Raw genomic sequence first — 24,432 nt, forward strand, 5'->3', positions numbered from 1 at the left:
CGTGCAGACTGCCAAAGACTGCGTGATGGCGGCAACAGCGTCCTTGCATGTCCGGGGCGTCTTTGCCAGCCTGCGGGCACTTCAACGATGCATGGCCGTAATGACCCGACCTGACGAGCTCCCCGACGGCTATACGGCAATCCCGCAGCGCCTGCCACGCAACACGACACCGACCTGGGAAGTAGAGCTGTTGATTTCGGGCGTGGCGGTGTTCGCCATGCTGCAGTTACCGGGCTGGCTGGACGATGCCTGGTTCGCGCTCGAACCGAGGCTCGGCATGATCTGGTTCGAGCCGCTGCTGTTCGTTTACTTCTATGCGAAGAGCGCGGCAGTCATGCTGGCCGCGACTTTTGTCATCCATTTATTGTTACGCGCCCGCTGGATTGCACTGGTCGGGATGGATTCCGTCTATCCGGACGGCATTCTGTGGGAGCGACTGCGGATCGGCCCGGTACAACGTGAGGTCGAACAACGACTCCACGACGGGACAGCAACCGCGATCGAACGCGCCGACAACCTGGCTACGACTGTGTTTGCGGCCGGCGTAACGATGGCCACATTGATGCTATCGGTGAGCCTGCTGTTGGCAGCGACATTCACTACGGTCCAACTCGTGGGTTCGAGGTTTGGTTTCGATATCGACTTCAAGCTCGTGCTGGCATTGTGCAGTCTGGTTGTCCTCATCCCCTTTCTTCTGTCGCGCCAGCTGGATCACTTGTACGGCGCACGTCTGCGACCAGGCAGTCTGCCGCATCGAACGCTGGCGGCGACCTTGAGAGGCTTTGCCAGGGTGGGGCTAGGCCGTACCAGCAATATGGCAATGGCGTTGCTGACAAGTCATGGCGGCGAGCGGCGCGTTGTCCTGCTTACGATGTGCATCATCGCGGCTGCGACCTGGGCCGTAATTTGGAATTACGAGACTCTCCGCGAACCCAACACGCTAGGGAATTACGCACTCTTCCCGTCGTTGCAAGCTGATTCGAGTCGCACCTTGGCTCCGGCGCATTACGACGAATTCCGCAATCCTGCGCGCGATGGCGCAGTCCCGTACATCCAGAGCGCAACCGTGGTCGGTCCATATCTACGGCTGGTCGTGCCCTACCAGCCGAAGCGGGACGACGCTGCCTTGCGTCGCGATTGCCCTGCCATCCTTGCGCTAAAGAAAACCGAGCGTTCGGCGGCGACGCTCGATTGTTTGCAGCGGCTGCATCCCGTCAGCATTGACGGCAAACCAGTGGCTCTGCAGTACGATCTCAGCAGCGACTCTCGCACTGACCGCCCGGCGTTGCTGGCGATGATCGACGTGCGTTCGCTTGCACAGGGACGCCATGAATTGCTGGTCGCGCGCCAGCCTACTGCTGATGAGCAGGAAGAAATCGACAAAAATGAAGCGAAAACCGGTAGCAGCAAACCGGGCAACCCCACTTCGTACCGGATTCCGTTCTGGCGCTGAAAAGTTCCATGACTCCCCGGCTTTAGAATCCGGGCAATGCCCACGCCACCCCGCAAGATCATCCACGTCGACATGGACGCGTTCTACGCGTCGGTCGAGCAACGCGATGACCCATCACTGCGCGGCAAGCCGGTGGTCGTCGCCTGGCGTGGTGCACGCTCGGTGGTCTGCGCAGCGAGTTACGAGGCGCGCAAGTACGGCGTGCGTTCGGCGATGCCAGCGGTACGCGCCGAACGGTTGTGCCCGCAGGCGGTATTCGTGCCGCCGGATTTCGTGCGTTACAAGGCGGTGTCGAGACAGGTGCGCGAGATCTTCACGCGCCATACCGATCTGGTCGAACCGCTATCGCTGGACGAAGCCTATCTCGACGTCACGGCCACCAAGACTGGCCTGCCGAGCGCCACGGCTACCGCCGAAGCGATCCGCGCCGCGATCCGCGAAGAGACGCAACTCACTGCATCGGCTGGCGTCGCACCGAACAAGTTCCTCGCCAAGATCGCCAGCGACTGGCGCAAGCCGGATGGCCTGTTCGTGGTGCGCCCACACCAGGTCGAAGCCTTCCTCGCACCGTTGCCCGTCGGGCGCCTGCCTGGAGTCGGCAAGGTGATGGAAGCCAGGCTCGCAGAACTCGGGATCGCCACCGTCGCCGACCTGCGTGCATTGCCGCCATCGCACCTGGAGCAACGCTTCGGCCGATGGGGCCGACGCCTGCACGAACTGTCGCTCGGCATCGACGAGCATCCGGTGGTGTCCGAACGCCCTACCCTGCAGATCTCGGCCGAAGACACCTTCGAACACGACCTGCGCCTCGACGAACTCGAACCGCACATCCGTCGCCTCGCCGAAAAAACCTGGGCCGGCTATCAGCGTGAACGCGAACAGCACGACGGCCGCATCGCCCGCACCATCGTGCTCAAGCTCAAGACCAGCGATTTCAGGACCCTCACCCGCAGCCTGACGCCAGCGGAACGTCCGTCATCGCCGGACGAGCTGGCGCAGATCGCGTGCGATTTGCGTTCGCGCGTGGAATTGCCGTCACGGACGCGTTACCGCCTCGTCGGGGTGGGTTTGTCCGGCTTCGTCGAGGCGGACAGCGTCCAGGCGCAAACCGATCTGTTCGGAAGCACCCGCCAGGGCTGAAATCCCGCCCGCCCGGCGTCCTCACATCGCGCGCAATCCCGGACCGGCAGAATCCGGTTGTTCCGTACGGATGGACGCATTCGCCGGCCGCATGCCTGCATTCAACATCCTCACCTTGAACGCCCACATGGGGTTCAACCTGCTCAATCGCCGCTTCGTGCTGCACGCGTTGCGCGATGCGATCCGCGACGTGTCGGCCGACATGGTGTTCCTGCAGGAGGTGCTGGGTGCGCATGCGCGGCATGCGAAGCGTCACCTCAATTGGCCCGAAGGGCCGCAGTACGAATTCCTGGCAGACGCTATCTGGACGCAATTCGCCTATGGCCAGAATGCGGTCTACCCCGACGGCCACCATGGCAACGCGCTGCTATCGAAGTTCCCGATCGTGCATCACGAGAACCGTGACGTCACCGTACACGGCCACGAGGAACGCGGGATGTTGCATTGCGTGATCGACATCCCGGGGCGCGCCACGCAAGTGCACACCATCTGCGTGCATCTCGGCTTGCGCGAGGGGCACCGCAAGCAGCAACTGGAATTGTTATGCGCGATCATTGCTAACGAAATCCCCGCCGATGCGCCATTGATCGTCGCGGGCGATTTCAACGACTGGCGCCGGCGCGGGCACCCTCTGCTCACGCGTCGCGGCCTGCACGAAGCCTTCGAGGAAGCGCACGGGCACGTTGCGGCGACATTCCCCGCGCGATGGCCGGTGATGCCATTGGATCGCATCTACCTGCGCAACGTCAGCGCGCACAAGCCTAAGGTATTGTCATCGCGGCCGTGGTCCCACCTGTCCGACCACGCACCGCTCCTAGCGGGCATCAAGCTATGAGCGGCTCCGGCTACAAGTGGCCGGCCGCGCGCCACACCGAGTCCCTATGGCGTACGCGTAACCGCGTGCACCTGTTGGAGAACGGCGAAGAGTTCTTTGCCAGTGCGTTCGCTGCCATCGCGCGTGCGCAACATGAAATCCTGATCGAAACCTTCATCCTGTTCGAAGACAAGGTCGGGCTGGAACTACACCGCCTGCTTGTCGAAGCCGCTCAGCGCGGCGTGCGCGTCGAAGTCACCGTGGACGGCTACGGCTCGCCAGGCTTTTCCCCCGAGTTTCTCGGGGCGTTGACCACAGTGGGCGTGCATTTCCGCGTCTTCGATCCGCATCATCGTTTGTTCGGCGTGCGCCTTCACGTCTTCCGGCGCCTGCATCGCAAGCTGTTGGTGATCGACGGCGAACTGGCCTTCGTCGGCGGCATCAACTTTTCCGCCGACCACCTGGCCGATTTCGGGCCGGGCGCGAAGCAGGACTACGCGATCGAGGTGGAAGGCCCGATCGTCGCCGACATCCGCAGTTTCGCCCTGGCTGCGATCGCGTCGGACGGCACCGGGGAATCGTGGCAACACCCATGGCAGGCCGCAGAGGCCTCGCGCGCCGGTGGCGCGGATGCGCTGTTCCTGCTTCGCGACAACGGCAGGCGGCAGAACGCGATCGAGCGCGAGTACCGCGACGCGATCCTGGCCGCACGCCGGGAAGTCGTCATCGCCAACGCATATTTCTTCCCGGGTTACGGTTTCCTGCACGAGTTGCGCGACGCCGCGCGGCGCGGGGTGACGGTGCGGCTCATCTGCCAGGGCGAACCGGACTCGCAACTCGCATCATCCGCCGCGCGATCGCTGTACTGGCATCTGCTCGAGGCCGGTGTCCGCATCCACGAGTATTGCGAGCGGCCCTTCCATGGGAAGGTCGCCGTGGTCGACGATGTCTGGTCCACGGTTGGTTCGAGCAATCTCGATCCGTTGAGCCTGTCGCTCAACCTCGAGGCCAACGTGTTCGTGCGCGATGCCGCGTTCGCGCGCCACCTGCGCGAGCGGCTGGACGAGTTGCAGCAACGCCATTGCCGCCCGGTCGATCCGGCCGGCATTCCACGCCGCAGGCTCTGGCACAAGCTCACCCAGCCAGTGGTCTTCCACTGCGTGCGGCACTTTCCGGACTGGGCAGGCCTGTTGCCTGCGCATACGCCGAAGGTCGCGCTCGTGCAGCCACCTGCGGGCGCGAGCACCGGCGAACCTCCATGACGGTGCATCGCCATCCACGATTGCGGCAGTTCGCGCGGGTCCTGTTCGTTGCGTTCCTGGGCTTGGTCGCGATCCTGCTGATCCGCTACGCGCGCTCGGTGGACTGGTCGCAAGTCGCCGCGGCCATCGCCGGTTATCGCGCGTCCACGTTGCTGGCTGCGGCATCGCTGACGTTGTTGAGTTACCTCATCTACTGTGGCTACGACCTGGCCGCGCGTGCATACAGCGGCCATGCGCTGTCGACGCGCCGCGTCATGGCGATCGCATTCACCAGCTATGCCTTCAGTCTCAACATCGGCGCACTGGTCGGCGGCGCAGGATTCCGTTATCGGCTGTATTCACACTCGGGACTCAGCACGAGCAAGATCAGCCGCATCATCGCCTTCACCGTCGCGACCAACTGGCTGGGCTACCTCGTGCTCGCCGGATGCGTATTCGCGTCGGGAATCGTGGTGCCACCGATGGGCTGGGAGGTCGGCGCGGCCGGCCTGCGATGGTTTGGATGGCTGATGCTCGCGATCGCTGTGGCCTACCTCGTTGCCTGCAGGCTGTCGCATGGACGCGTGTTCCATGTGGGCAGGCATCATTTCCGGTTTCCGTCGCTTCGGCTTGCACTGTTGCAGGTCGTTCTCGCGGTCACGAACTGGTCGATCATGGCGGCCATCGTCTACGTGCTGATGCCGGAACAGGCTTCGTACCCGAGTGTCCTTGGCGTGTTGCTGCTTGCCGCCGTCGCGTCCGCCATCGCGCATATCCCGGCGGGCATCGGCGTACTCGAAGCGGTGTTCGCAGTGCTCCTGCATGCATTGCCGCAAGCGCAGCTGCTGGCTGCGCTCCTCACCTATCGTGCGTTCTATTACCTGGCGCCATTGCTGCTGGCGATTGCGCTCTATGCGCTGTTCGAAGCTAGAGGCAAAAAGCCTCGGGCCGATTGAATCCACAAAGAAAAAGCGGGCCGAAGCCCGCTTTTTCGTAATGCTGCGATGACGCGACGACTTACTCGGCCGAGGCACCTTCGATCTCGTCGACGGCCTTCATCGACAGGCGGATGCGGCCCTGCTTGTCGACTTCCAGTACCTTGACCTTGACCATGTCGCCTTCCTTGAGCACGTCGCTGACTTTCTCGACGCGTTCGTTGGAAATCTGCGACACGTGCACGAGGCCATCCTTGCCGGGGGAGATGGTGACGAACGCACCGAAGTCCATCAGCTTGACGACCTTGCCTTCGTAGATCCGGCCCGGCTCGACGTCCGAGGTGATCTGCTCTATGCGCGACTTGGCGGCCTGGCCGGCGAGCGCGTTCACCGAGGCGATGACGATGGTGCCGTCGTCCTGGATGTCGATCTGGGTGCCGGTTTCCTTGGTGATCGCCTGGATCACCGAACCGCCCTTGCCGATCACTTCGCGGATCTTGTCGGGGTGGATCTTGATCGTGATCAGGCGCGGCGCGAAATCGCTCAGCTCCGGACGCGGCGCGGTCAGCGCATTCGCCATCTCGCCGAGGATGTGCAGGCGGCCTTGCTTGGCCTGCGCCAGCGCCGACTTCATGATCTCTTCGGTGATGCCCTGGATCTTGATGTCCATCTGCAGCGCGGAGACGCCCTTCTCGGTGCCCGCGACCTTGAAGTCCATGTCGCCGAGGTGGTCTTCGTCGCCGAGGATGTCGGACAGCACGACGTAGTCGTTGTCTTCCTTCACCAGGCCCATCGCGATGCCCGCGACCGGCGCCTTGATCGGCACGCCAGCGTCCATCAGCGCCAGCGAGCTGCCGCAGACCGAAGCCATCGAGGACGAGCCGTTCGACTCGGTAATCTCGGAGACGACGCGGATGGTGTACGGGAACTCTTCCATCGTCGGCATCACGGCGAGCACGCCGCGTTTGGCGAGGCGGCCATGGCCGATTTCGCGACGCTTCGGACCCATCATGCGACCGGCTTCACCGACCGAGTACGGAGGGAAGTTGTAGTGGAACAGGAAGTGTTCCTTGTACTCGCCAGCGACGGCATCGATGACCTGGCCGTCACGTGCGGTGCCGAGAGTGATCGCGACGATCGCCTGCGTTTCACCGCGGGTGAACAGTGCCGAACCATGGACACGCGGCAGGATGTTGACCTTCGAGGCGATCGGACGCACGGTGTCGAGCGCACGGCCGTCGATGCGGACCTTGGTGCTCAGCACGGCGCCGCGCATGGTCTGGTATTCGAGCTCGCCGAATTCCTTCGACATCTCGCCTGCGTTCCAGCCGGCTTCTTCGGTACGCCCTGCGAGGGACTGCATGACGTCCTTCTTGATCGCGGAGATCGCGTCGCGACGCTGCAGCTTGTCGCGCACCTGGAACGCTTCGGCGAGCTTGCCGCCGACAGCTTCCTTCAACGCGGAGATCATGGCGTCGTTCTTGGCCGGAGCCTGCCAGGTCGACGGCTTGGTGCCGGCTTCGACGGTCAGATCGTTGATCGCGTTGATGACCTTCTGCATCTCGCGATGGCCGAACATCACCGCGCCGAGCATCACGTCTTCGGACAGTTCCTTCGCTTCGGATTCGACCATCAGCACGGCATTGACAGTACCGGCGACGACGAGTTCGAGCTCGGAATCCTTCAGCTCGGTGGTGGTCGGGTTGAGCAGGTACTGGCCGTTCTTGTAACCGACCTTGGCGGCACCGATCGGGCCCTGGAACGGAGTGCCTGCCAGCGAGAGCGCGGCGGAAGCGCCGATCAGCGCGAGGATGTCACCGTCGATTTCCGGGTTCATCGACATCACGGTGGCGATGATCTGGACTTCGTTCTTGAATTCTTCCGGGAACAGCGGGCGGATCGGGCGATCGATCAGGCGCGAGATCAGCGTTTCCTTCTCGGTCTGGCGGCCTTCGCGCTTGAAGAAGCCGCCCGGGATGCGGCCGCCGGCGTAGAACTTCTCCTGGTAATCGACGGTGAGCGGGAAGAAATCCTGCCCTTCGCGCGCCGACTTGGCGGCGACCGCGGTAACCAGCAATACGGTGCCGTCGCAGCTGACCATGACGGCGCCGCCTGCCTGGCGGGCGATCTCGCCGGTCTCGAGGGTGACGGTCTGGTTGCCGTACTGGAAGCTCTTGGTGATTTTTGCCACGTGAAATGTCCTTGGATGTCTTTCTTTCGGATTGACCGGACGGGGCCCGTGCCCCGCGCGGGTGGTCGCCGAACTTGGCGGCCGTGTGTTCGTTCAGGCGCGGGCTTCGCGCTCACAAAAAAGCCGGCCCGCAAAAAGCAAACCGCGGCGCATTGCTGCGCCGCGGTTGGAGTCTTGCTTAGCGACGCAGCCCCAGTTTCTCGATCAGGGCCTTGTAACGCTCGTTGTCTTTGCGCTTCAGGTAATCGAGCAGGCTGCGACGACGGTTGACCATCATCAGCAGGCCACGACGGCTGTGGTGATCCTGCTTGTGGGTCTTGAAGTGACCGGTGAGCTGCTCGATGCGAGCGGTGAGCAGGGCAACCTGGACTTCGGGGGAACCGGTGTCGTTGTCGCCGCGCTTGTGTTCGGTGATGACCTTGCTGGTGTCGATGGGCATGTAAAACCTCGTAGATGCGTGACTTGCAGGAACGCCCGATTCGTTTGGACGCACCGCTTGGCCCGCCGTTTGCTTGGGGAATGTTGCAAAGTGCTTCGAAAAGCCGCGGGATTGTAGCCCGCGCAAGCCTTTCAGGACAAGGGTTTAGCCGATTCTGGTGCCGGTTGACCGAGGGCTGCTGCCCAGGTGAATAGGCGCTGTGGACGCAACCTGCCCTCTTCATCGACCTCACCCAACCCCAGTGCGCGGCCGCTGCCGTCAAACAGCGCCACGCTGCCGGTCGGGCGGAAATCGCCGGTGAGTGACTGCCCCTGTCCCAGTCGCTGTGCCTGCGCAGGCGTCACCTGGACTTCTGGCCACGCGGTCATGCCAGCCTCGATCGGCAGCAGGCAGGCGTCGAGGACGCGCTCGCCGGCGCGTTCAGCTAGGTCCTGCAGGGCCTCCAGCGTCCACATCCGTGGTTCACGGAAGGGATCGACCCACAGCCGCCGCAATTCGGCCACGTGTGCGCCACAGCCAAGCAACTCCCCGAGGTCCCGCACCAGGCTGCGCACATAGGTGCCGGAGCCGCATTCGACGTGCAGGCGCAGCAGCGGTTCGCCGCCGTGCAGCAAATCGGCTGCATTCAGCAGGTCGAAGGCGTGCACGTCGACTTCGCGTTCATCGATCTCGACCGTTTCACCGCGTCGTGCCTTGGCATACAGGGGCTCGCCCCCGCGTTTGAGCGCTGAATAGATCGGCGGGCGTTGGCGGATGCAGCCGGTCAGCTGCTGCAACGCGGCGTCGATGCGGGGAATCGTCAGTTCGGGCACTGGGCGCTCGCGCAGTGGCTGCCCTTCGGCGTCGTCGGTATCCGTAACGATGCCCAGGCGCGCCACGGTCTCGTAGGCCTTGCGCGCCCCGAGCAATCCCCCGGCGATCTTGGTGGCTTCGCCGAAGCAGATGGGCAGCAGGCCAGTGGCCAGGGGGTCGAGGCTGCCGGTGTGACCAGCTTTCTCTGCGCGGAACAGATGTCGAGCGCGTTGCAGCGCCTGGTTGGAGCTGAGTCCCTGCGGCTTGTCGAGCAGCAGCAAGCCATGCAATTCGCGGAACACGGTGCGTGGCTTCTGGCTCATCGGGGCATCGTGTAGGAGCGACGACAGTCGCGAGCTTCTGCCTGGGCTTGGATGGATAGGAGCGACTTTAGTCGCGACCGGGAGGCCCCGCCAGTTTCCGTGGATCGCAACTTATGTCGCTCTACGGAAAACGAAGCGTCATTCGGCCTTGTCGGTATCGTCGGCCGGGGCCGTATCCGGGAGGTCGCGCAACAGGAGGTCAATGCGTTCGCCGCGGTCGACCGAGTCGTCGTAATGGAAATGCAGTTCCGGCACGTGGCGCATCTTCACCGCGCGTGCGAGCTGGTAACGCAGCTCCGGAGCCAGTGCCTTCAGCGCCTTCACGGTTTCCTTCGCACGCTCGGCCTGCAGCACGGTGACGAACACCTTGGCATGGGCCATGTCGCGCGTGACTTCCACGTCGGACACGCTGGTCGAGCCGAGGCCATGCTCGCGCACTGCCGCGTGCACGAGCGTGCCCAGCTCGCGACGGAGCTGGGCTGAAACGCGATCGGTGCGATGGAAGGACTTCTGGGCCACGGTGGTTACAGGCACGCTTACAGCGTGCGCTGCACCTCGATGCGCTCGAAGCATTCGATCTGGTCGCCCGGCTTGACGTCGTTGTACGCCTTCACGCCGATGCCGCACTCGTTGCCGTTGCGCACTTCGTCGACGTTTTCCTTGAAGCGGCGCAGCGATTCCAGTTCGCCCTCGAACACGACCACGCTGTCGCGCAGCACGCGGATCGGCTTGTTCCGCTTGACCACGCCCTCGACCACCATGCAGCCGGCGACCGCACCGAACTTGGAGCTGCGGAACACGTCACGCACCTCCGCGGTACCGATGATCTCCTCGCGGATCTCGACACCAAGGATGCCGGAAGCGACCTGCTTCACCTGGTCGATCACGTCGTAGATGATCGAGAAGTAGCGCAGATCGACGCCGTTGCCCTCGATCACGCGGCGCGCCGAGGCGTCGGCACGCACGTTGAAGCCGATGATCGTGGCCTTCGACGTCGCCGCCAGCGTGGCATCGGACTCGGTGATGCCACCAACGCCGCCGCCGATCACGTTGATCCGGATCTGATCGTTCGACAATGCCGTCAGCGCCTCGCGCAGCGCCTGCACCGAACCCTGCACGTCGGCCTTGATGATCAACGGCAGGCTGAGTTGGGCTTCGGCGGCGCCCATCTGCGCCATGATGTCTTCCATGCGGTTGCCCGCCTGGCCAACCAGGCGCGACTCGCGGCGCTTGGCGTCGCGCTGCTGCGCGACGTCCTTCGCCAGACGCTCGTCTTCGACCACGACGAAGTCGTCGCCGGCATCCGGCACACCGGACAGACCCAGTACCTGCACCGGAATCGAAGGACCGGCGGAGTCGACTTGCTTGCCGGTCTCATCGAACAGCGCACGCACGCGACCGTACTGCACGCCGCAAACCAGGTAGTCGCCCTTGCGCAGCGTGCCTTGTTGCACCAGCACGGTGGCGACGGGGCCGCGGCCCTTGTCGAGCGAGGATTCGATCACCACGCCGCTGGCGCGGCCGGTCGGGTTTGCGCGCAATTCGAGCACTTCGGACTGGAGCAGGATCGCATCGAGCAGGTTGTCAATGCCCTGCCCGGTCTTGGCCGACAGCTCGACCATCTGGGTGTCGCCGCCGAAATCTTCGGCGACCACTTCCTCGGCCAGCAGTTCGTTCTTAACCCGCAGCGGATCGGCGTCGGACTTGTCGATCTTGTTGATCGCCACGATCAACGGCACCTTCGCCGCCTTCGCATGCTGCACCGCTTCGCGGGTCTGCGGCATCACGCCGTCGTCGGCAGCGACCACCAGCACCACGATGTCGGTGAGCTTGGCGCCGCGCGCGCGCATCGAGGTGAATGCAGCGTGGCCCGGGGTGTCCAGGAAGCTGATGACGCCCTTGTCGGTTTCGACGTGGTACGCGCCGATGTGCTGGGTGATTCCGCCGGCTTCGCCGGAGGCCACCTTGGTGCGGCGGATGTAGTCGAGCAGCGAGGTCTTGCCGTGGTCGACGTGGCCCATGATGGTGACCACCGGCGGACGCGGCAACTTCTCGCCCTGCGTTTCTTCGACGTGCGCGAGCAGTGCGTCCTCGACGTCCTCGCCACCACCCTTGACGACGGTGTGGCCGAGTTCCTCGGTCACCAGTGCGGCGGTGTCGAAGTCGATGCTCTGGGTGATGGTGGCCATCACGCCCATCTTGAACAGCGCCTTGACCACATCACCGCCCTTCAGCGCCAGCTTCTGCGCGAGGTCGGCCACGGTGATCGTGTCGCCGATCGCGACTTCACGCACGATCGGGGCGGTCGGGCGCGAGAAACCATGCGCACCACTGGTGCCGCTGCGCGCCTGTTCGACGTGGCGCTTGGGCTTGGGCTTGCCGCGGGCGCTGGTACGACGCGCGCGTTCGGAAGCGCTGAGGTGCAACTGACCGGCGAAGCGCGCGGCGTTGTCGTCGTCTTCGACGCTGGCGACCATGACGTGCGAGCCGCGGTTCGGCTTGTGCTTCTGGCCGCCCTTGTCGTCGACGCGCGGCGCTGCCGGTTTCGGGTGGCCGTGGTGGCCGGGCTTGGGCTTGGTGGTCTCTTCGAGCGCGGCGGCTTCGGCAGCGGCAGCAGCAGCGGCGGCGCGGACGCGTTCGGCTTCTTCCTGTTCGAGACGCTTGCGTTCGGCCAGTTCCTCAGCGCGACGCTTGTCGACTTCGGCGAGCTTCTGTTGCTCAGTCAGGTTGCGCTGGCGCGATTCCTCGAGCTTGCGCAGGATTTCATCGCGCTCGGGATCGACACCCTTCGCGACCGGGGCCTGCACTTCATCGGGCTTGACGTAGGTGCGCTTCTGCCGCACCTCGACCGCCACCGTGCTCTTGGTGCGGCCGGCGGCCACGGTCAGTTCCTGCACCTTGCGCCGGTTGAGCGTGATCTTCTTCGGCGCAGCGGCTTCCTCGGCGGCCTGGTCGGCCTTGCCGTGCGTGCGCCGCAGGAAGCCGAGCAGCTTCATCTTCTCGGTACTGGTCACGACCTGGTCGGGACCGCTGAACTTCATGCCGGCCTCGGCCAGCTGTTCCAGCAGTTTCTCGACCGGCGTATTCACCAGTTCAGCGAGTTTGCGGATGGTGGTTTGCTGCGACATTCGGTTTCCGGTTTCGTTTGGCCGTCGCCGGGGCGGCGGCCGAAGTGGGCGATTGTAGGGCGGGTCTTGACCCTCCGGACAATCCGCGTGGCGGGCCAGGCCCGCCCTACGTTCGATTAGTTACTCAAACCAGTGCTTACGCGCCTCCATGATCAGCGCAGCGGCACGCTCGGCGTCCATGTCCTCGATGTCGGTGATCTCGTCCACCGCCATGTCGGCCAGGTCGTCACGGGTACGGATGCCGCGCGAAGCCAGCACGTAGGCCGTAGCCTCGTCCATGCCTGGCAGCGTGAGCAGATCCTCGGCCGGCGAGTGCTCGTCGAGATCTTCCTCAGCGGCCAGTTCCGCGGTCAGCAGCGCATCGCGGGCACGGGCACGGAGCTCTTCGACGATGTCCTCGTCGAAGCCCTCGACCGCCAGCAGCTCGCCGACCGGCACGTAGGCGATTTCCTCGACCGTGCTGAAGCCTTCCGCCACCAGGATGCTTGCGATTTCTTCGTCGACTTCGAGCTTGTCCACGAACAACTGGCGCGCGTTGGCCTGTTCAGCCTCGCTCTTGGCCTGCACCTGGTCCGCGGTCATCACGTTGAGCTGCCAACCGGTGAGGCGGCTGGCGAGGCGCACGTTCTGGCCGCCCTTGCCGATCGCCTGGGCGAGGCGGTCTTCGGCCACGGCCAGGTCCATCGAATGCTTTTCTTCGTCGACGATGATCGACTGGACTTCCGCCGGCGCCATCGCGTTGATCACGAACTGCGCAGCGTTGTCGCTCCACAGGATGATGTCCACACGTTCGCCGTTGAGCTCGTTCGACACCGCCTGCACGCGCGAACCACGCATGCCGATGCAGGCGCCGATTGGGTCGGTGCGGTGGTCGTGCGCGAGTACCGCGATCTTGGCGCGGTCGCCCGGATCGCGGGCACAGGCCTTGATCTCGACCAGGCCCTGGCCGACTTCCGGCACTTCGAGCTTGAACAGTTCGATCATGAATTCCGGCGCGGCGCGGCTGATGAACAGCTGCGGGCCACGCGGCTCGCTGCGCACGTCGTACAGGTAGCCGCGCACGCGGTCGCCGGCGCGCAGTACGTCGCGCGGGATGCCCTTGTCCTTGGGGATGAAGGCTTCGGCATTGCCGCCGAGGTCGACGTAGATGTTGCCGCGCTCGGCGCGCTTGACCACGCCGGTCACCAGTTCGCCGATGCGATCCTGCCAGGCATCGACCACCTGCGCGCGCTCGGCCTCGCGCACGCGCTGCACGATGACCTGCTTCGCGGCCTGGGCGGCGATGCGGCCGAAATCGGGGTTCTCGATCTGTTCTTCGATGTAGTCGCCGACTTCGGCGCCCTCGCTCTCATCGATGGCGTCCATCAGGCGGACCTGACGGTCCGGCGATTCCATCACCACGTCGTCGGCGACCACTTCCCAGCGGCGGAACGTCTGGTAGTTGCCGTCTTTCGGATCGATCGAAACGCGCACCAGCACGTCCTGGTCGTGATAGCGCTTCTTGGCGGCGGACGCGAGCGCGGCCTCGATCGCCTCGAAGATCACCGATTCCGGCACGCCCTTCTCATTGGCGACCGCATCCACTACCAGCAATAGTTCCTTGCTCATCACTTTACTCCGCACGGGACGGCTTCTTCGCCGCCGGCTTGTTGGTTTGTTTCTGCTCCGGACGCGTCTCGCGTCCGGCCTTTTTCAGTTTTCCCGGACGCGCATCGCGACCGGACTTGTCCTTGGCAGGCGCAAAGCCGAGTGCCACCCAATCCGGCACCAGCCGCGCCTTTTCGATGTTGTCGACGGACGCCGCAAACGGCTTGCCATCGACCTCGAACACGATGTCGCCGCCTCCGCTTCCATCAGGGCTGACCTGCACGATCCTGCCCTGCAAGCGCCGGCGTCCGTCCTGCGGCAGCTTCAGCGTCACCTTCGCGGTTTCGCCGATGAAGCGCGTGTACTGCTTCGCGGTGAACAACGGACGGTCGATGCCGGGCGAGGACACTTCAAGCGTGTAATTGCCGCTGATCGGGTCCTCGACATCGAGCTGTGCGGAGACTTCTCGGCTGACCGCTTCGCACTCGTCGATGCCGACCAAACGTTCGTCGCCTTCCGGCACATCGATATACAGGCGCAGCACCGCGCCCCCGGGTGAAGGCAGGTATTCGGCGCCAAGCAACTCCAACCCCAGCGACTCGACGGTCGGGGTCAGCAATGCCGCGATTTCACTCGCTTTGTCTGTCATATGGCGTCGCTCCTCCAAACGGCAAGTCGCGAAAACTCATGTCCGGAAAACCTGATGTCAAAAGCTTGTTGTCCAAAAACCTGCTGTCAAAAGCAACAAGGGGCCCAACGGGCCCCTTGTCCGATACAGCTGGATTTCGGCACGGCACGTCCTGGCGAACGCATCCGTAAAGCCCGACTCTCTTGCTAAACAAAAAAGGCTCCGAGGAGCCTTTTTCACCAGCCAGAAGACTGGTAGCGGGGGCAGGATTTGAACCTGCGACCTTCGGGTTATGAGCCCGACGAGCTGCCAGACTGCTCCACCCCGCAGCAGAAGCGGAATTATGGTGGGCTGTTGGATTTATTGCAACCCCGCTTGATGGCAACTCCAACAAAAGGCCGCTGGCGATTGCCAGCGGCTTTGACTTTTGCAGCAAACAGCTCAGGACTCAGAAATCGTAACGCGCTGTGAGGCGCAGGTAACGCGGCTCCGAAGTCTGGATTTCCTGGCCGTAAAACTGATTCGGCTTGTTGCGGCGAACGGACGCACTGCCCTGCTCGTAACGAGGGTTGTACGCGCCTGCCACCTGACGGTTGAGGACGTTGATCACGTCAGCCTGCAAAGTCAGTTTGCCAGCAGCCCACTCCGGCGTGTAGGCCACGTTGAGGTTCAACTGGATGGACCACGGCGTCTCGCCATGGCTACCGCGCGGGGAGACGCCGTAATCAGCCGCCGGAGCGATGTAGCCTGGGGTTCCCGGGGCGGTGCCCGAACCCGACAGACCACAGAACCAGTAGGCGGAGCCGTTGTACAAAGCGGCACTGTCCACCGGGAAATGGCTGGTGCAATTGCGTGGACGGCCCGATGCCGCGATCACGGTCGCACCGGTTCGCCACTCAGGCGTCCACTCGTAGTAGCCGAACGCCTTCAGCTGGTGCTTGCGGTGGTTGGGCAGCAAGCCATTGGAGCCAACCATCAACTGCCACAGGTCCCAATCCTGGGTGCGACCGACGTCCGCCTGGCCACCGTTGCCCGTATCGAGGTCCGAAGCCAACTGGCCCTCCGTGTTACCCCAGTTGCGCGAGAACGTGTACTCAATCTTGCCGTACCACTTGTCGCTGAAGGGGTGTTCGGCGAACAGGTCCAGGGCGTAGTACTTGCGCTTGAGCTTCGGGAAACCCATCTCCTCGGCCGTGAACGTCTTGACGACGTAGGTGCCATCGGGCTGCTTGAAGTAGAAGCTGTTGGTCGTACCCGGATTGGCGTTCAAGCACTTGCTGAGCAGCAGGTCACCGCAGATGTCGTCGATCGCACTCTTGAGGTCGCGGTAGGTCAACTTGCTGCCCCACGTGAAAGCATCGGAAAACCTATGTTCGAAACCGATGATGTACTCGTCCTGGTAGTGCGACTTGATGTCCTTGGCGGTCGTCGTCTTCGGATCGGGCGACAAGCCGCACTCGGCATTGGAAGAGATCTGCTGGGTGCCCGGGCAGATGGTGGTGGAAGGAACGCCGGTCAACGGGATCGAAGTCAGGCCCTCGGGGGCGCCCGTAATGGGATTGACCCCGGTATAAGTGAAGTACTCGACCGTATTCAACGATGCCGAAGCACCGCGGATCGCGGCCTGATTCGGGGTTGCTAGGTGATAACGGCCCGCGTTGCCGAACAACTTCAGGGTGGCATCGCCGCGGAAGTCCCAGGAGAAGCCCACGCGCGGGGCCAACTGGTTGCGCTGCGAGATATACGGCCGGCCCATGCCGTCGAAATTGGTGAACTGCTCGTTACGCAGACCGAGCGACAACAGGAAGTTGTCGGTGAGCTGCCAGCGATCTTCGATGTATTGCGAGGACTGCTCGACGCTCGGATCGGAATTGGCGGCGCGGAGCCCACGGGTTACGTAGTAGCCCTGCGTGCCCAGACCACCAGCCGCCGCCGGAGAACCGACGATTGTGCTGATGTTTGCATTCGGATCGGCAGCCCTGACGTACGTCCAGAGCGCGCCGCCTGCCATTCCGTTATGAATTGATGCTTCTGCCGTCTGACGTTCATAACCCACGCGCAGATCGTGGTCGCCGAGCACATAGGAAACGTCCAGACGCCAACCTTCGGTCCTTTCCTCGGGCTGGGTCACGGGCAACGCTGTGCTGCTCGACACCTGGCAGGTGTTGTATGCGAAGCCCGGAGCCTTTGCGTTGGTCGGCGCGCTGATCTGTGGGCAGCTGGGGTCGTAACCCGTTGGCAGGGAATTGTTGTGGGTCACGGTCTGGCGGCCGTACAGGGCAGAAACCGTCAGTGCGTCAGTCAGATAGCCGGTGTATTTGCCGATATAGAGCCGGGCATTGTCATCGTTGGTCGTGATGCTCCGCGGCACGACCGCGTGAGTCAGCGTGGGATAGAAGAAGTCGCTACGCTTGGATTCGGTTGTGGTCCGGTCCTGGATTCCGGTGAATTCGAGGACGTGGTTGTCGGTGATGTTCCAGTCGACCTTGGCGGCCCAGCGCGGCGAGTTGAACCGGTATTCGCGCCAGCCCGTCTGCGCTGCGGTGGAGTTCTGGGAATCGACACGGCCTGACAGGACCTCCGTGCCTTCCCGCTTGATCGCCTCGGCGTTGGCATAGACGAACAAACGGTCCTTGACCAACGGACCGCTCATGTAGACACCCGAGGTCAGCGACCAAGACTGGTTCCTTTGACGCCAGACGTTCAACGTGCCGTCGGTCCGCTCGTTCACCGGCTTCGTGGTATCGCTGAGCGGATAGAAACCGGTGTCGGGATAGTAGAGGTCACGGGGCGCAGCACGGGAGCCTTCTGGCGCCCAGATGGTGTACACGCCACCCTTCCACTCGTTGGCGCCACGCTTGGTCACGATGTTGATCACGCCACCAGTGGAGCGACCGAATTCGGCGCCGTAGCCGCCGGTCAGGATCTGCTGCTCGCCGATCGCATCGAACGGCAGAGTACTGAAGCCGACGGAGGTAAGCGGGTTGGTGACGTTGTAACCATTAATGAAGTAGGCGTTTTCCGATGCCGCCGAACCGCCGAAACTCGGAATGCCGCCATAGCTGTCGCTCCTGACCACGCTGGGTGCCAGCATGGCGACTTCGGCGACAGTGCGTCCGATCGAGATTTTGTTCAGTTGCTCCGCAGTCAGCACCGTGCGCGTATCGGTCTGCGATACATCGATGACTGGAATCACGTCGCCCGAGACGACGACCGTGTCGAGTGAGGTCGCGCCAGCGAAGGAGATGTCAACACCGCTTGCGATGTTGACCTCGACATTGTCGCGCACGCTGACGTTGGCGCCGTCCTTCTGCAGCGTGACCTTGTACCGGCCGTTAGGTAGCGAAGAGACGCGATAACGTCCTTCGCTGTCGACCGAAACGGTACGCGACAGGCCCGTATCGAGGTTCTCGATGACGATGGTGGTCCCGGCACCGGCTGGCGCCTGGCCGAAGATGGTGCCGGTGATATTGGACTGCGCCTGGATCGTGCCAACAAAACACATGCCGAGCGCGACAGTGAGCGCGCTACGTTTGAAACTCCCCGAAAAATGCTTCGTTGCCACCGTAAACCCCCGTTCATGATGTGAGTCTGGTCGTCTTAACCAAACCATCACAATCTACGGCACTACGGGGTATCAGAAGCAGGCAAGAAGCGTGATATCCGTCACGCCTTGTTGATTGGCTGAATTCAGGTACCGAAAGCCTGCTGGCACCACGCCATGATCGGATTCCAGAAAATCCCCAGCACGAACAGCACGAGCGCGTTGACGCCAAAAACGACCTGCAGTGGCTGGTTGTCTCGCGGCACCATCACTTCGCCCGTTGGTTCGTCGAAGTACATCACCTTGATCACGCGCAAGTAGTAGAACGCACCGATCACGGCGAACACGATGCCGACGATCGCCAGCCACAGCATGTCGCCTTGCAGCGCTGCGCGTAGTACGACGAGCTTGGCCCAGAAACCGAGGAACGGCGGCACGCCGGCCAACGAGGCCATGATGCAGAGCACGAGCCCTGCCATCCACGGATTGCGGGCGTTCAGGCCCTTGTAGTCGTCGATGCGGTCGGCTTCGAAGCCACGCCTGGAGAGCATGATGATCGCTCCGAAGGCTGCGGCGGACATGATGGCGTAACTGATCGCATAGAACATCGCCGCCGCATAACCCTGCGGGCCGCCACCGGCGAGGCCCAGGAACAGGAAACCGACGTGCGAGATCGTGGAATACGCCAGCAGCCGCTTGAGATTGGTCTGCATCAACGCGATGAGGTTGCCGATGACGAGCGACAGCGCGGCGAGGCCGGCGATCAATACACGCCAGTGGTCGTCGAGCGGGCCGGCGCCGGTTTCGAGCAGGCGGTAGGCCATGCCGAACGCCGCCAGCTTCGGGGCGGAGCCGATGAACAACGTGATCGGGGTCGGTGCGCCGTGGTACACGTCCGGCAACCACATGTGGAACGGTGCGGCGCCGAACTTGAAGGCGATGCCCGCGACGACGAACACCATGCCCGTGAGCAGCAACATGGGCTGCTGCACGGTTGCCGCCGCGGCATTGATCTGTGCCAGATCAAGCGTACCGGTAGCGCCGTAGATCAGGGACAAGCCGTACAGCAACATGCCCGAAGCCAGTGCGCCGAGGATGAAATACTTCATCGCCGCTTCGGATGCCAGCGGGCTGTCGCGGTCGATAGCGACCAGCGCATACGAGCACAGCGCCAGCATTTCCAGGCCGAGGTAGATCATCACGAGACTACCGGCGGAAATCAGCAGCATCATGCCGGCGACCGCGAACAGCATCAGCACCGGCACTTCGCCCTTGTAAAGGCCGCGTTCGCGCAGGAACGGCCACGCATACACCATCGCCAGCGCCGAGACCACGCAGGCGACGACCTTCAGCACATCGGCCGCGACGTCGCGGACGAACATGCCGTTCAGCACCGTGCCCTGCCCGCCTACGCCAGCAACGATCAGCGCCGCGACGATGACAAGCGTGGCAATCGACAACGCATGGGTGACGACGCGACGACGTTCATCGAGGAACAGGTCGAGCATCAGCAGTGCGAACGCGGCACCGACCAACACCAGCTCGGGCAGCAGCGGCAGCAGTTCGGCGGCGGTGGGCATGGTCGGCGTCATTGCAGGTGCATCCTTACAGCTTGGTCGCAGCCAACTGGCTGGCGAGTTGCGCGATGGATGGTTCCATCAGATCGGTCAGCGGCTTCGGCCACAGGCCGATCAACAGCACGCCGACAGCGAACACGCCGAGCACGATCGCTTCGCGCGGATTGATGTCTTCCAGTTCGGCCACGTGGGCATTGGCGACTTCACCGAAGATCACCCGCTTGACCAGCCACAAGGTGTAGGCAGCGCCGAGGATCAGCGTGATCGCAGCGGTGAACGCCAGCAGCGGATGCGCCTGGAAGCTGGCCAGGATGACCATGAATTCGCCGACGAAGCCGGACGTGCCCGGCAGGCCGGAGTTGGCCATCGCGAACAGCACCATGAACGTCGCGAACCACGGCATCGTGTTGGCGACGCCGCCGTAGTCCTTGATCATGCGGCTGTGCACGCGGTCGTACAGCACGCCGACGCAGGAGAACAGCGCGCCGGAGATGAAGCCGTGGCTGATCATCTGCACCATGCCGCCCTGCAGGCCGAGGCGTGCCGCATCGAAGTTGCCGTCCTCACGCACCAGGCTGAACGCTATGAAGGTGCCGAGGGTGACGAAACCCATGTGCGAGACCGACGAATACGCGATCAGCTTCTTCATGTCGTCCTGCACCAGCGCGACCAGGCCGATGTAGACCACCGCGATCAGCGACAACGCGATCACCACCCAGGCGTACTCGTGGCCGGCGTCTGGCACGATCGGCAGGGTGAAACGCAGGAAGCCGTATCCGCCGATCTTCAGCATGATCGCGGCCAGGATCACCGAACCGCCGGTCGGCGCCTCGACGTGCGCATCCGGCAACCAGGTGTGCACCGGGAACATCGGCACCTTCACCGCAAACGCGACGAGGAAGGCGAAGAACAACCACATCTGTTCCTGCGCGGTCAAAGGCAGCGCGGTTAGGTCTGGCAGCTGCCAGCTGCCGCCCTTCAGGTACAGGTACACCAGCCCGACCAGCATGAACACCGAGCCGAGGAAGGTGTAGAGGAAGAACTTGATCGACGCATACACGCGGCGCGGACCGCCCCACACGCCGATGATGAGGAACATCGGGATCAGCATGCCCTCGAAGAACACGTAGAACAGCATCGCATCGAGCGCGCAGAACACGCCGATCATCAATCCTTCTAGCAACAGGAACGCCGCGACATACTGGCTTACGCGCTTGTCGATCGAACCCCACGCGCCAATCAGCACCAGCACCGTGGTCAGCGTCGTCAGTCCGATCAACGCGATCGAAATGCCGTCGGCGCCGAGCCGGTACATGATGTCGTAGGTCGGAATCCACTGCTTCGATTCGACGAACTGCATGCCTGCATTGGCGTAGTCGAAGGCGGTGAACAGCGGAATGCTGAGCACGAAGGTCAGCAACGCAGTCGCGAGCGCCAGCCAGCGTGCCGCCTGCGGCCGGCCGTTGCCGAGCATCAGGGTCAGCGCGCCACCGAGGATCGGTAGCCAGATCAACAGGCTTAGCAAGGGCCAGCTTTGCAACGGCATGTTCGCCACGCGTTCGATTCCAGGAAGAGGGTCAGCGCCAGTAACGAATGATCACGGCGAGCAAGGCAATCAAGCCGATGATCATCGCGAAGGCGTAGTGGTAGAGGTAGCCGGACTGCACGCGGCGCACGACACCCGCGACGAGGTCGACGATGCGTGCGCTGCCATTGACTGCAGCGCCATCGATGACATATGTATCGACGCCGCGAGACACTTTGCCCAGTGCGAGACCGCCGCCTGCGAAGCCGCCGATCCACAGGTCGTCCATGCCGTACTTGTTCTCGAGCACGCGGATCGGCCATGCGAACAGCTTGCTTGCCTTGGCAGGCAATTCCGGTTTCCACCAGTACATCACCGTGGCCAGAGCGAATCCGGCAAAGGCGAGCCAGAATGCCGGCGCCTTGAAACCGTGCAGCGCGAAGGCGACCGGGCCGTGGAACTCCTCGGCCAGTTTGCCGATGACATCGTTCGCCGCCGGCACATCGATGGCACCGAGGAAGAACGGCAATTGCTTGGCATGGCCCAGCACATCGCTGCCGAACAACATCGGACCGACGGTAAAGAAGCCGATAACGATCGACGGGATCGCCAACAGGATCAGCGGCAGCGTCACCACCCATGGCGATTCGTGCGGGATATGCGCGTGATCGTCCTCGTGTCCGTGTTCTTCCGCCAAGGCTTGCTCGTGCTCGGAGGAGTCAGCCTCTGGCGCGATGTAATGATCCGGCGCCGGGTCGTGGAAGTGTTCCTTGCCGTGGAAGGTCATGTACAGCAGGCGGAAGCTGTAGAACGCGGTCACGAAGGCACCGAGTAGCACTGCGTAGTAGCCATAAGTGGCCACCCAGTTGTGCGCTTCATGCGCGTTGTGCGCGGCGGCTTCGATGATCGTGTCTTTGGAATAGAAGCCACTGAAGAACGGCGTGCCGACCAGCGCCAGCGTGCCGATCAGGCTGGTGATGTAGGTGATCGGCATGTACTTGCGCAGGCCGCCCATGCGACGCATGTCCTGCTCGTGGTGCATGCCGATGATCACGCTGCCGGCAGCAAGGAACAGCAACGCCTTGAAGAAGGCGTGGGTCATCAGGTGGAACACCGCCGCGCTATAGGCAGACACCCCGAGCGCCACAGTCATGTAACCGAGTTGCGACAGCGTCGAATATGCAACCACGCGCTTGATGTCGTTCTGCACGATACCGATCAGGCCGGTCCAGAACGCGGTCGTCGCGCCGATGAACAGGACGAAGTTGAGCGCCGTCTGCGACATCTCGAACAGCGGCGACATGCGCGCCACCATGAAAATGCCGGCCGTGACCATGGTTGCGGCATGGATCAGCGCCGAAATCGGGGTTGGGCCTTCCATCGAGTCCGGCAGCCACACGTGCAGCGGAACCTGCGCGGACTTGCCCATCGCGCCGATAAACAGGCAGATGCAGATCAGCGTCGCCACCGACCATTCATGGCCATTGAAGATGTTGACCACGACGTCGGCGCCGATGCGCGATGGCGCATTGGCGAACACGGTGGCGTAGTCCAGCGTGCCGAACCAGTACAGCACCGCGGCGATGCCGAGCAGGAAGCCGAAGTCGCCGACGCGGTTGACAAGGAACGCCTTGAGGTTGGCGAAGATCGCGGTCGGGCGCTTGAACCAGAAACCGATCAGCAGGTAGGACACCAGGCCCACCGCTTCCCAGCCGAAGAACAGCTGCAGGAAGTTGTTGCTCATCACCAGCATGAGCATGGAGAAGGTGAACAGGCTGATGTAGCTGAAGAAGCGCTGGTAACCCGGGTCTTCTTCCATGTAGCCGATGGTGTAGACGTGCACTAGCAGCGACACGAAGGTGACCACGACCATCATCATCGCGGTCAGCTTGTCGATCATGAAACCGACGTGCGCCTGGATGCCGCCGACCTGGAACCAGGTGTAGACGTTCTCGTTGAACGGAGGCGCGCCCTGCCCCACCAGCTGCCACAGCACCCAGCACGACAGCGCGCAGCTGATCGCCACGCCGAGGATGGTGACGCTGTGTGCACCGACGCGGCCGATACGACGGCCGAACAGGCCGGCGAGAATCGCGCCTAGCAACGGCGCGAGCACGATCGCGAGCAGCACGGATTTCGAGATTACGTGTTCGACGCCCGGCATCGGCTCAGCCCTTCAAGGTATCGATTTCGGCGACATTGATCGTGCGCCGGTTGCGGAACAGGGTGACCAGGATCGCCAGGCCGATCGCGGCTTCCGCAGCCGCGACGGTCAGGATGAAGAACACGAACACCTGGCCGGCGGCATCACCGAGCTCGCGCGCGAAGGCGACGAAGTTGATGTTGACCGCGAGCAACATCAACTCGATCGACATCAGCAGCACGATCACGTTCTTGCGGTTGAGGAAGATGCCGGCGACGCTGATGCAGAACAGCGCGGCACCCAATGCGAGATAATGACCGAGGGCAAGTTGTCCGATCACGATTTCGCCTCCTCGGAAGCCACTGGTTCAGTGGGCTTGACGGCATCCATCTTCACCATGCGCAGGCGATCGCTCGCGCGAACCCGCACTTGCTCGGCGGGATTCTGGTGCTTGGCGCCGACGCGACGGCGCAGGGTCAACATCACCGCGGCGACCACGGCAATCGTCAGGATCACCGCGGCGACCTCGAAGGGCAGCAGGAAGTCGGTGAACAGTGCGCGCGCCAACCAGGTGGTGTTGGGAATGTTTGCGGCCGCGGCAGCATCTGCAGTCAATGGCGCCGCCACCATCGCCTTGACACCGATCAGGGTGAACATCTCGACCAGCATCACCACCGCCACGGCCAAGCCGATCGGCAGGTAGCGCACGAAGCCTTCGCGCAACGGGGTGACATCGATGTCGAGCATCATCACCACGAACAGGAACAGCACCATCACCGCGCCGACGTAAACCAGGATCAGGGCGATACCGAGGAACTCGGCGCCGGCGAGGATCCAGGTACACGCGATCGAAAAGAAGGTCAGCACCAGCAGCAGGGCTGCCTGCACCGGGTTCTTGACGCTGATCACGCCGACCGCGGACATCACGGCGGCGGCGGCAAATGCGTAGAAGGCGAGCAAGGAGAAATCCAT

General features: G+C 63.2%; 18 protein-coding genes and 1 tRNA gene. 5 read left to right on the forward strand and 14 right to left on the reverse strand.

Translation table 11 applies throughout. From position 1 onward, the window contains the following. Window position 1 precedes the first annotated feature (1 nt). The 5 genes from MO486_RS04620 (at window position 2) to MO486_RS04640 (ending at window position 5,604) form a co-directional block, all read left to right on the forward strand. Window positions 2-1,453 (forward strand): hypothetical protein, encoded by a 1,452-nt coding sequence (locus tag MO486_RS04620; RefSeq protein ID WP_242904930.1) that lies wholly within the window; start codon window positions 2-4, stop codon window positions 1,451-1,453. Between the two features lie 36 nt (window positions 1,454-1,489). Then, window positions 1,490-2,593: a DNA polymerase IV gene (gene dinB, locus MO486_RS04625; protein ID WP_242904932.1), complete on the forward strand. Its 1,104-nt coding sequence runs from the start codon at window positions 1,490-1,492 to the stop codon at window positions 2,591-2,593. 91 nt (window positions 2,594-2,684) lie between these two features. Beyond that, on the forward strand, window positions 2,685-3,428 hold the full coding sequence (locus tag MO486_RS04630) for an endonuclease/exonuclease/phosphatase family protein (protein WP_242904934.1): 744 nt from the start codon (window positions 2,685-2,687) through the stop codon (window positions 3,426-3,428). Next, window positions 3,425-4,669 carry a cardiolipin synthase ClsB gene (gene clsB / locus MO486_RS04635; RefSeq protein WP_242904935.1) on the forward strand — a complete coding sequence of 415 codons (1,245 nt, stop codon included), beginning with the start codon at window positions 3,425-3,427 and terminating at the stop codon, window positions 4,667-4,669. Before MO486_RS04630 ends, clsB begins: the two co-directional genes overlap by 4 nt. Then, window positions 4,666-5,604: a YbhN family protein gene (locus MO486_RS04640; RefSeq protein ID WP_242904936.1), complete on the forward strand. Its 939-nt coding sequence runs from the start codon at window positions 4,666-4,668 to the stop codon at window positions 5,602-5,604. The genes clsB and MO486_RS04640 overlap by 4 nt, the downstream gene beginning before the upstream one ends. 61 nt (window positions 5,605-5,665) lie before the next feature. Here MO486_RS04640 and pnp read toward each other — a convergent pair whose 3' ends face one another. The 14 genes from pnp to MO486_RS04710 form a co-directional block, all read right to left on the reverse strand. Then, complete coding sequence (gene pnp, locus MO486_RS04645; RefSeq protein ID WP_242904937.1) at window positions 5,666-7,774, reverse strand: polyribonucleotide nucleotidyltransferase; 2,109 nt, start codon at window positions 7,772-7,774, stop codon at window positions 5,666-5,668. 178 nt (window positions 7,775-7,952) lie between these two features. Further along, window positions 7,953-8,213 carry a 30S ribosomal protein S15 gene (gene rpsO, locus MO486_RS04650; RefSeq protein WP_242904938.1) on the reverse strand — a complete coding sequence of 87 codons (261 nt, stop codon included), beginning with the start codon at window positions 8,211-8,213 and terminating at the stop codon, window positions 7,953-7,955. 131 nt (window positions 8,214-8,344) lie between these two features. Beyond that, a complete protein-coding gene (gene truB, locus MO486_RS04655; protein ID WP_242904939.1) occupies window positions 8,345-9,328 on the reverse strand; it encodes a tRNA pseudouridine(55) synthase TruB in 984 nt (327 codons plus the stop codon). Between the two features lie 138 nt (window positions 9,329-9,466). Further along, window positions 9,467-9,847 (reverse strand): 30S ribosome-binding factor RbfA, encoded by a 381-nt coding sequence (gene rbfA / locus MO486_RS04660; protein ID WP_242905342.1) that lies wholly within the window; start codon window positions 9,845-9,847, stop codon window positions 9,467-9,469. Between the two features lie 17 nt (window positions 9,848-9,864). Continuing rightward, window positions 9,865-12,456, reverse strand: coding sequence for a translation initiation factor IF-2 (gene infB, locus MO486_RS04665; protein WP_242904941.1), 2,592 nt, complete (start codon window positions 12,454-12,456; stop codon window positions 9,865-9,867). A 120-nt stretch (window positions 12,457-12,576) separates the two neighbouring features. Then, window positions 12,577-14,064 (reverse strand): transcription termination factor NusA, encoded by a 1,488-nt coding sequence (gene nusA, locus MO486_RS04670; RefSeq protein WP_242904942.1) that lies wholly within the window; start codon window positions 14,062-14,064, stop codon window positions 12,577-12,579. Window positions 14,065-14,068: 4 nt separating this feature from the next. Continuing rightward, window positions 14,069-14,692 (reverse strand): ribosome maturation factor RimP, encoded by a 624-nt coding sequence (gene rimP, locus MO486_RS04675; protein ID WP_242904943.1) that lies wholly within the window; start codon window positions 14,690-14,692, stop codon window positions 14,069-14,071. Between the two features lie 231 nt (window positions 14,693-14,923). Beyond that, window positions 14,924-15,000: transfer RNA gene (locus MO486_RS04680), tRNA-Met, on the reverse strand. A 119-nt stretch (window positions 15,001-15,119) separates the two neighbouring features. Continuing rightward, window positions 15,120-18,236 (reverse strand): TonB-dependent receptor, encoded by a 3,117-nt coding sequence (locus MO486_RS04685; RefSeq protein ID WP_242904944.1) that lies wholly within the window; start codon window positions 18,234-18,236, stop codon window positions 15,120-15,122. 125 nt (window positions 18,237-18,361) lie between these two features. Then, complete coding sequence (gene nuoN, locus MO486_RS04690; protein ID WP_242904945.1) at window positions 18,362-19,807, reverse strand: NADH-quinone oxidoreductase subunit NuoN; 1,446 nt, start codon at window positions 19,805-19,807, stop codon at window positions 18,362-18,364. Between the two features lie 13 nt (window positions 19,808-19,820). Continuing rightward, entirely contained in the window at window positions 19,821-21,332 is a 1,512-nt protein-coding gene (locus tag MO486_RS04695; protein WP_242905343.1) for an NADH-quinone oxidoreductase subunit M, read from the reverse strand. Between the two features lie 37 nt (window positions 21,333-21,369). Further along, window positions 21,370-23,481 carry an NADH-quinone oxidoreductase subunit L gene (nuoL, locus tag MO486_RS04700; protein ID WP_242904946.1) on the reverse strand — a complete coding sequence of 704 codons (2,112 nt, stop codon included), beginning with the start codon at window positions 23,479-23,481 and terminating at the stop codon, window positions 21,370-21,372. 4 nt (window positions 23,482-23,485) lie between these two features. After that, window positions 23,486-23,797, reverse strand: coding sequence for an NADH-quinone oxidoreductase subunit NuoK (gene nuoK, locus MO486_RS04705; RefSeq protein WP_242905344.1), 312 nt, complete (start codon window positions 23,795-23,797; stop codon window positions 23,486-23,488). Continuing rightward, window positions 23,797-24,432, reverse strand: a complete 636-nt coding sequence (locus MO486_RS04710; RefSeq protein WP_242904947.1) for an NADH-quinone oxidoreductase subunit J — start codon at window positions 24,430-24,432, stop codon at window positions 23,797-23,799. The genes nuoK and MO486_RS04710 overlap by 1 nt, the downstream gene beginning before the upstream one ends.

Source organism: Lysobacter sp. CFH 32150, assembly GCF_022758295.1.
GTDB lineage: Bacteria > Pseudomonadota > Gammaproteobacteria > Xanthomonadales > Xanthomonadaceae > CFH-32150.

Excerpts from the sequence above, each read along its gene's own strand:
- dinB (WP_242904932.1), top strand. The coding sequence starts at position 1,490 with ATGCCCACGCCACCCCGCAAGATCATCCACGTCGACATGGACGCGTTC.
- MO486_RS04630 (WP_242904934.1), top strand. The coding sequence starts at position 2,685 with ATGCCTGCATTCAACATCCTCACCTTGAACGCCCACATGGGGTTCAAC.
- clsB (WP_242904935.1), top strand. The coding sequence starts at position 3,425 with ATGAGCGGCTCCGGCTACAAGTGGCCGGCCGCGCGCCACACCGAGTCC.
- MO486_RS04640 (WP_242904936.1), top strand. The coding sequence starts at position 4,666 with ATGACGGTGCATCGCCATCCACGATTGCGGCAGTTCGCGCGGGTCCTG.
- rpsO (WP_242904938.1), bottom strand. The coding sequence starts at position 8,213 with ATGCCCATCGACACCAGCAAGGTCATCACCGAACACAAGCGCGGCGAC.
- truB (WP_242904939.1), bottom strand. The coding sequence starts at position 9,328 with ATGAGCCAGAAGCCACGCACCGTGTTCCGCGAATTGCATGGCTTGCTG.
- infB (WP_242904941.1), bottom strand. The coding sequence starts at position 12,456 with ATGTCGCAGCAAACCACCATCCGCAAACTCGCTGAACTGGTGAATACG.
- nusA (WP_242904942.1), bottom strand. The coding sequence starts at position 14,064 with ATGAGCAAGGAACTATTGCTGGTAGTGGATGCGGTCGCCAATGAGAAG.
- rimP (WP_242904943.1), bottom strand. The coding sequence starts at position 14,692 with ATGACAGACAAAGCGAGTGAAATCGCGGCATTGCTGACCCCGACCGTC.
- nuoN (WP_242904945.1), bottom strand. The coding sequence starts at position 19,807 with ATGACGCCGACCATGCCCACCGCCGCCGAACTGCTGCCGCTGCTGCCC.
- nuoL (WP_242904946.1), bottom strand. The coding sequence starts at position 23,481 with ATGCCGGGCGTCGAACACGTAATCTCGAAATCCGTGCTGCTCGCGATC.
- MO486_RS04710 (WP_242904947.1), bottom strand. The coding sequence starts at position 24,432 with ATGGATTTCTCCTTGCTCGCCTTCTACGCATTTGCCGCCGCCGCCGTG.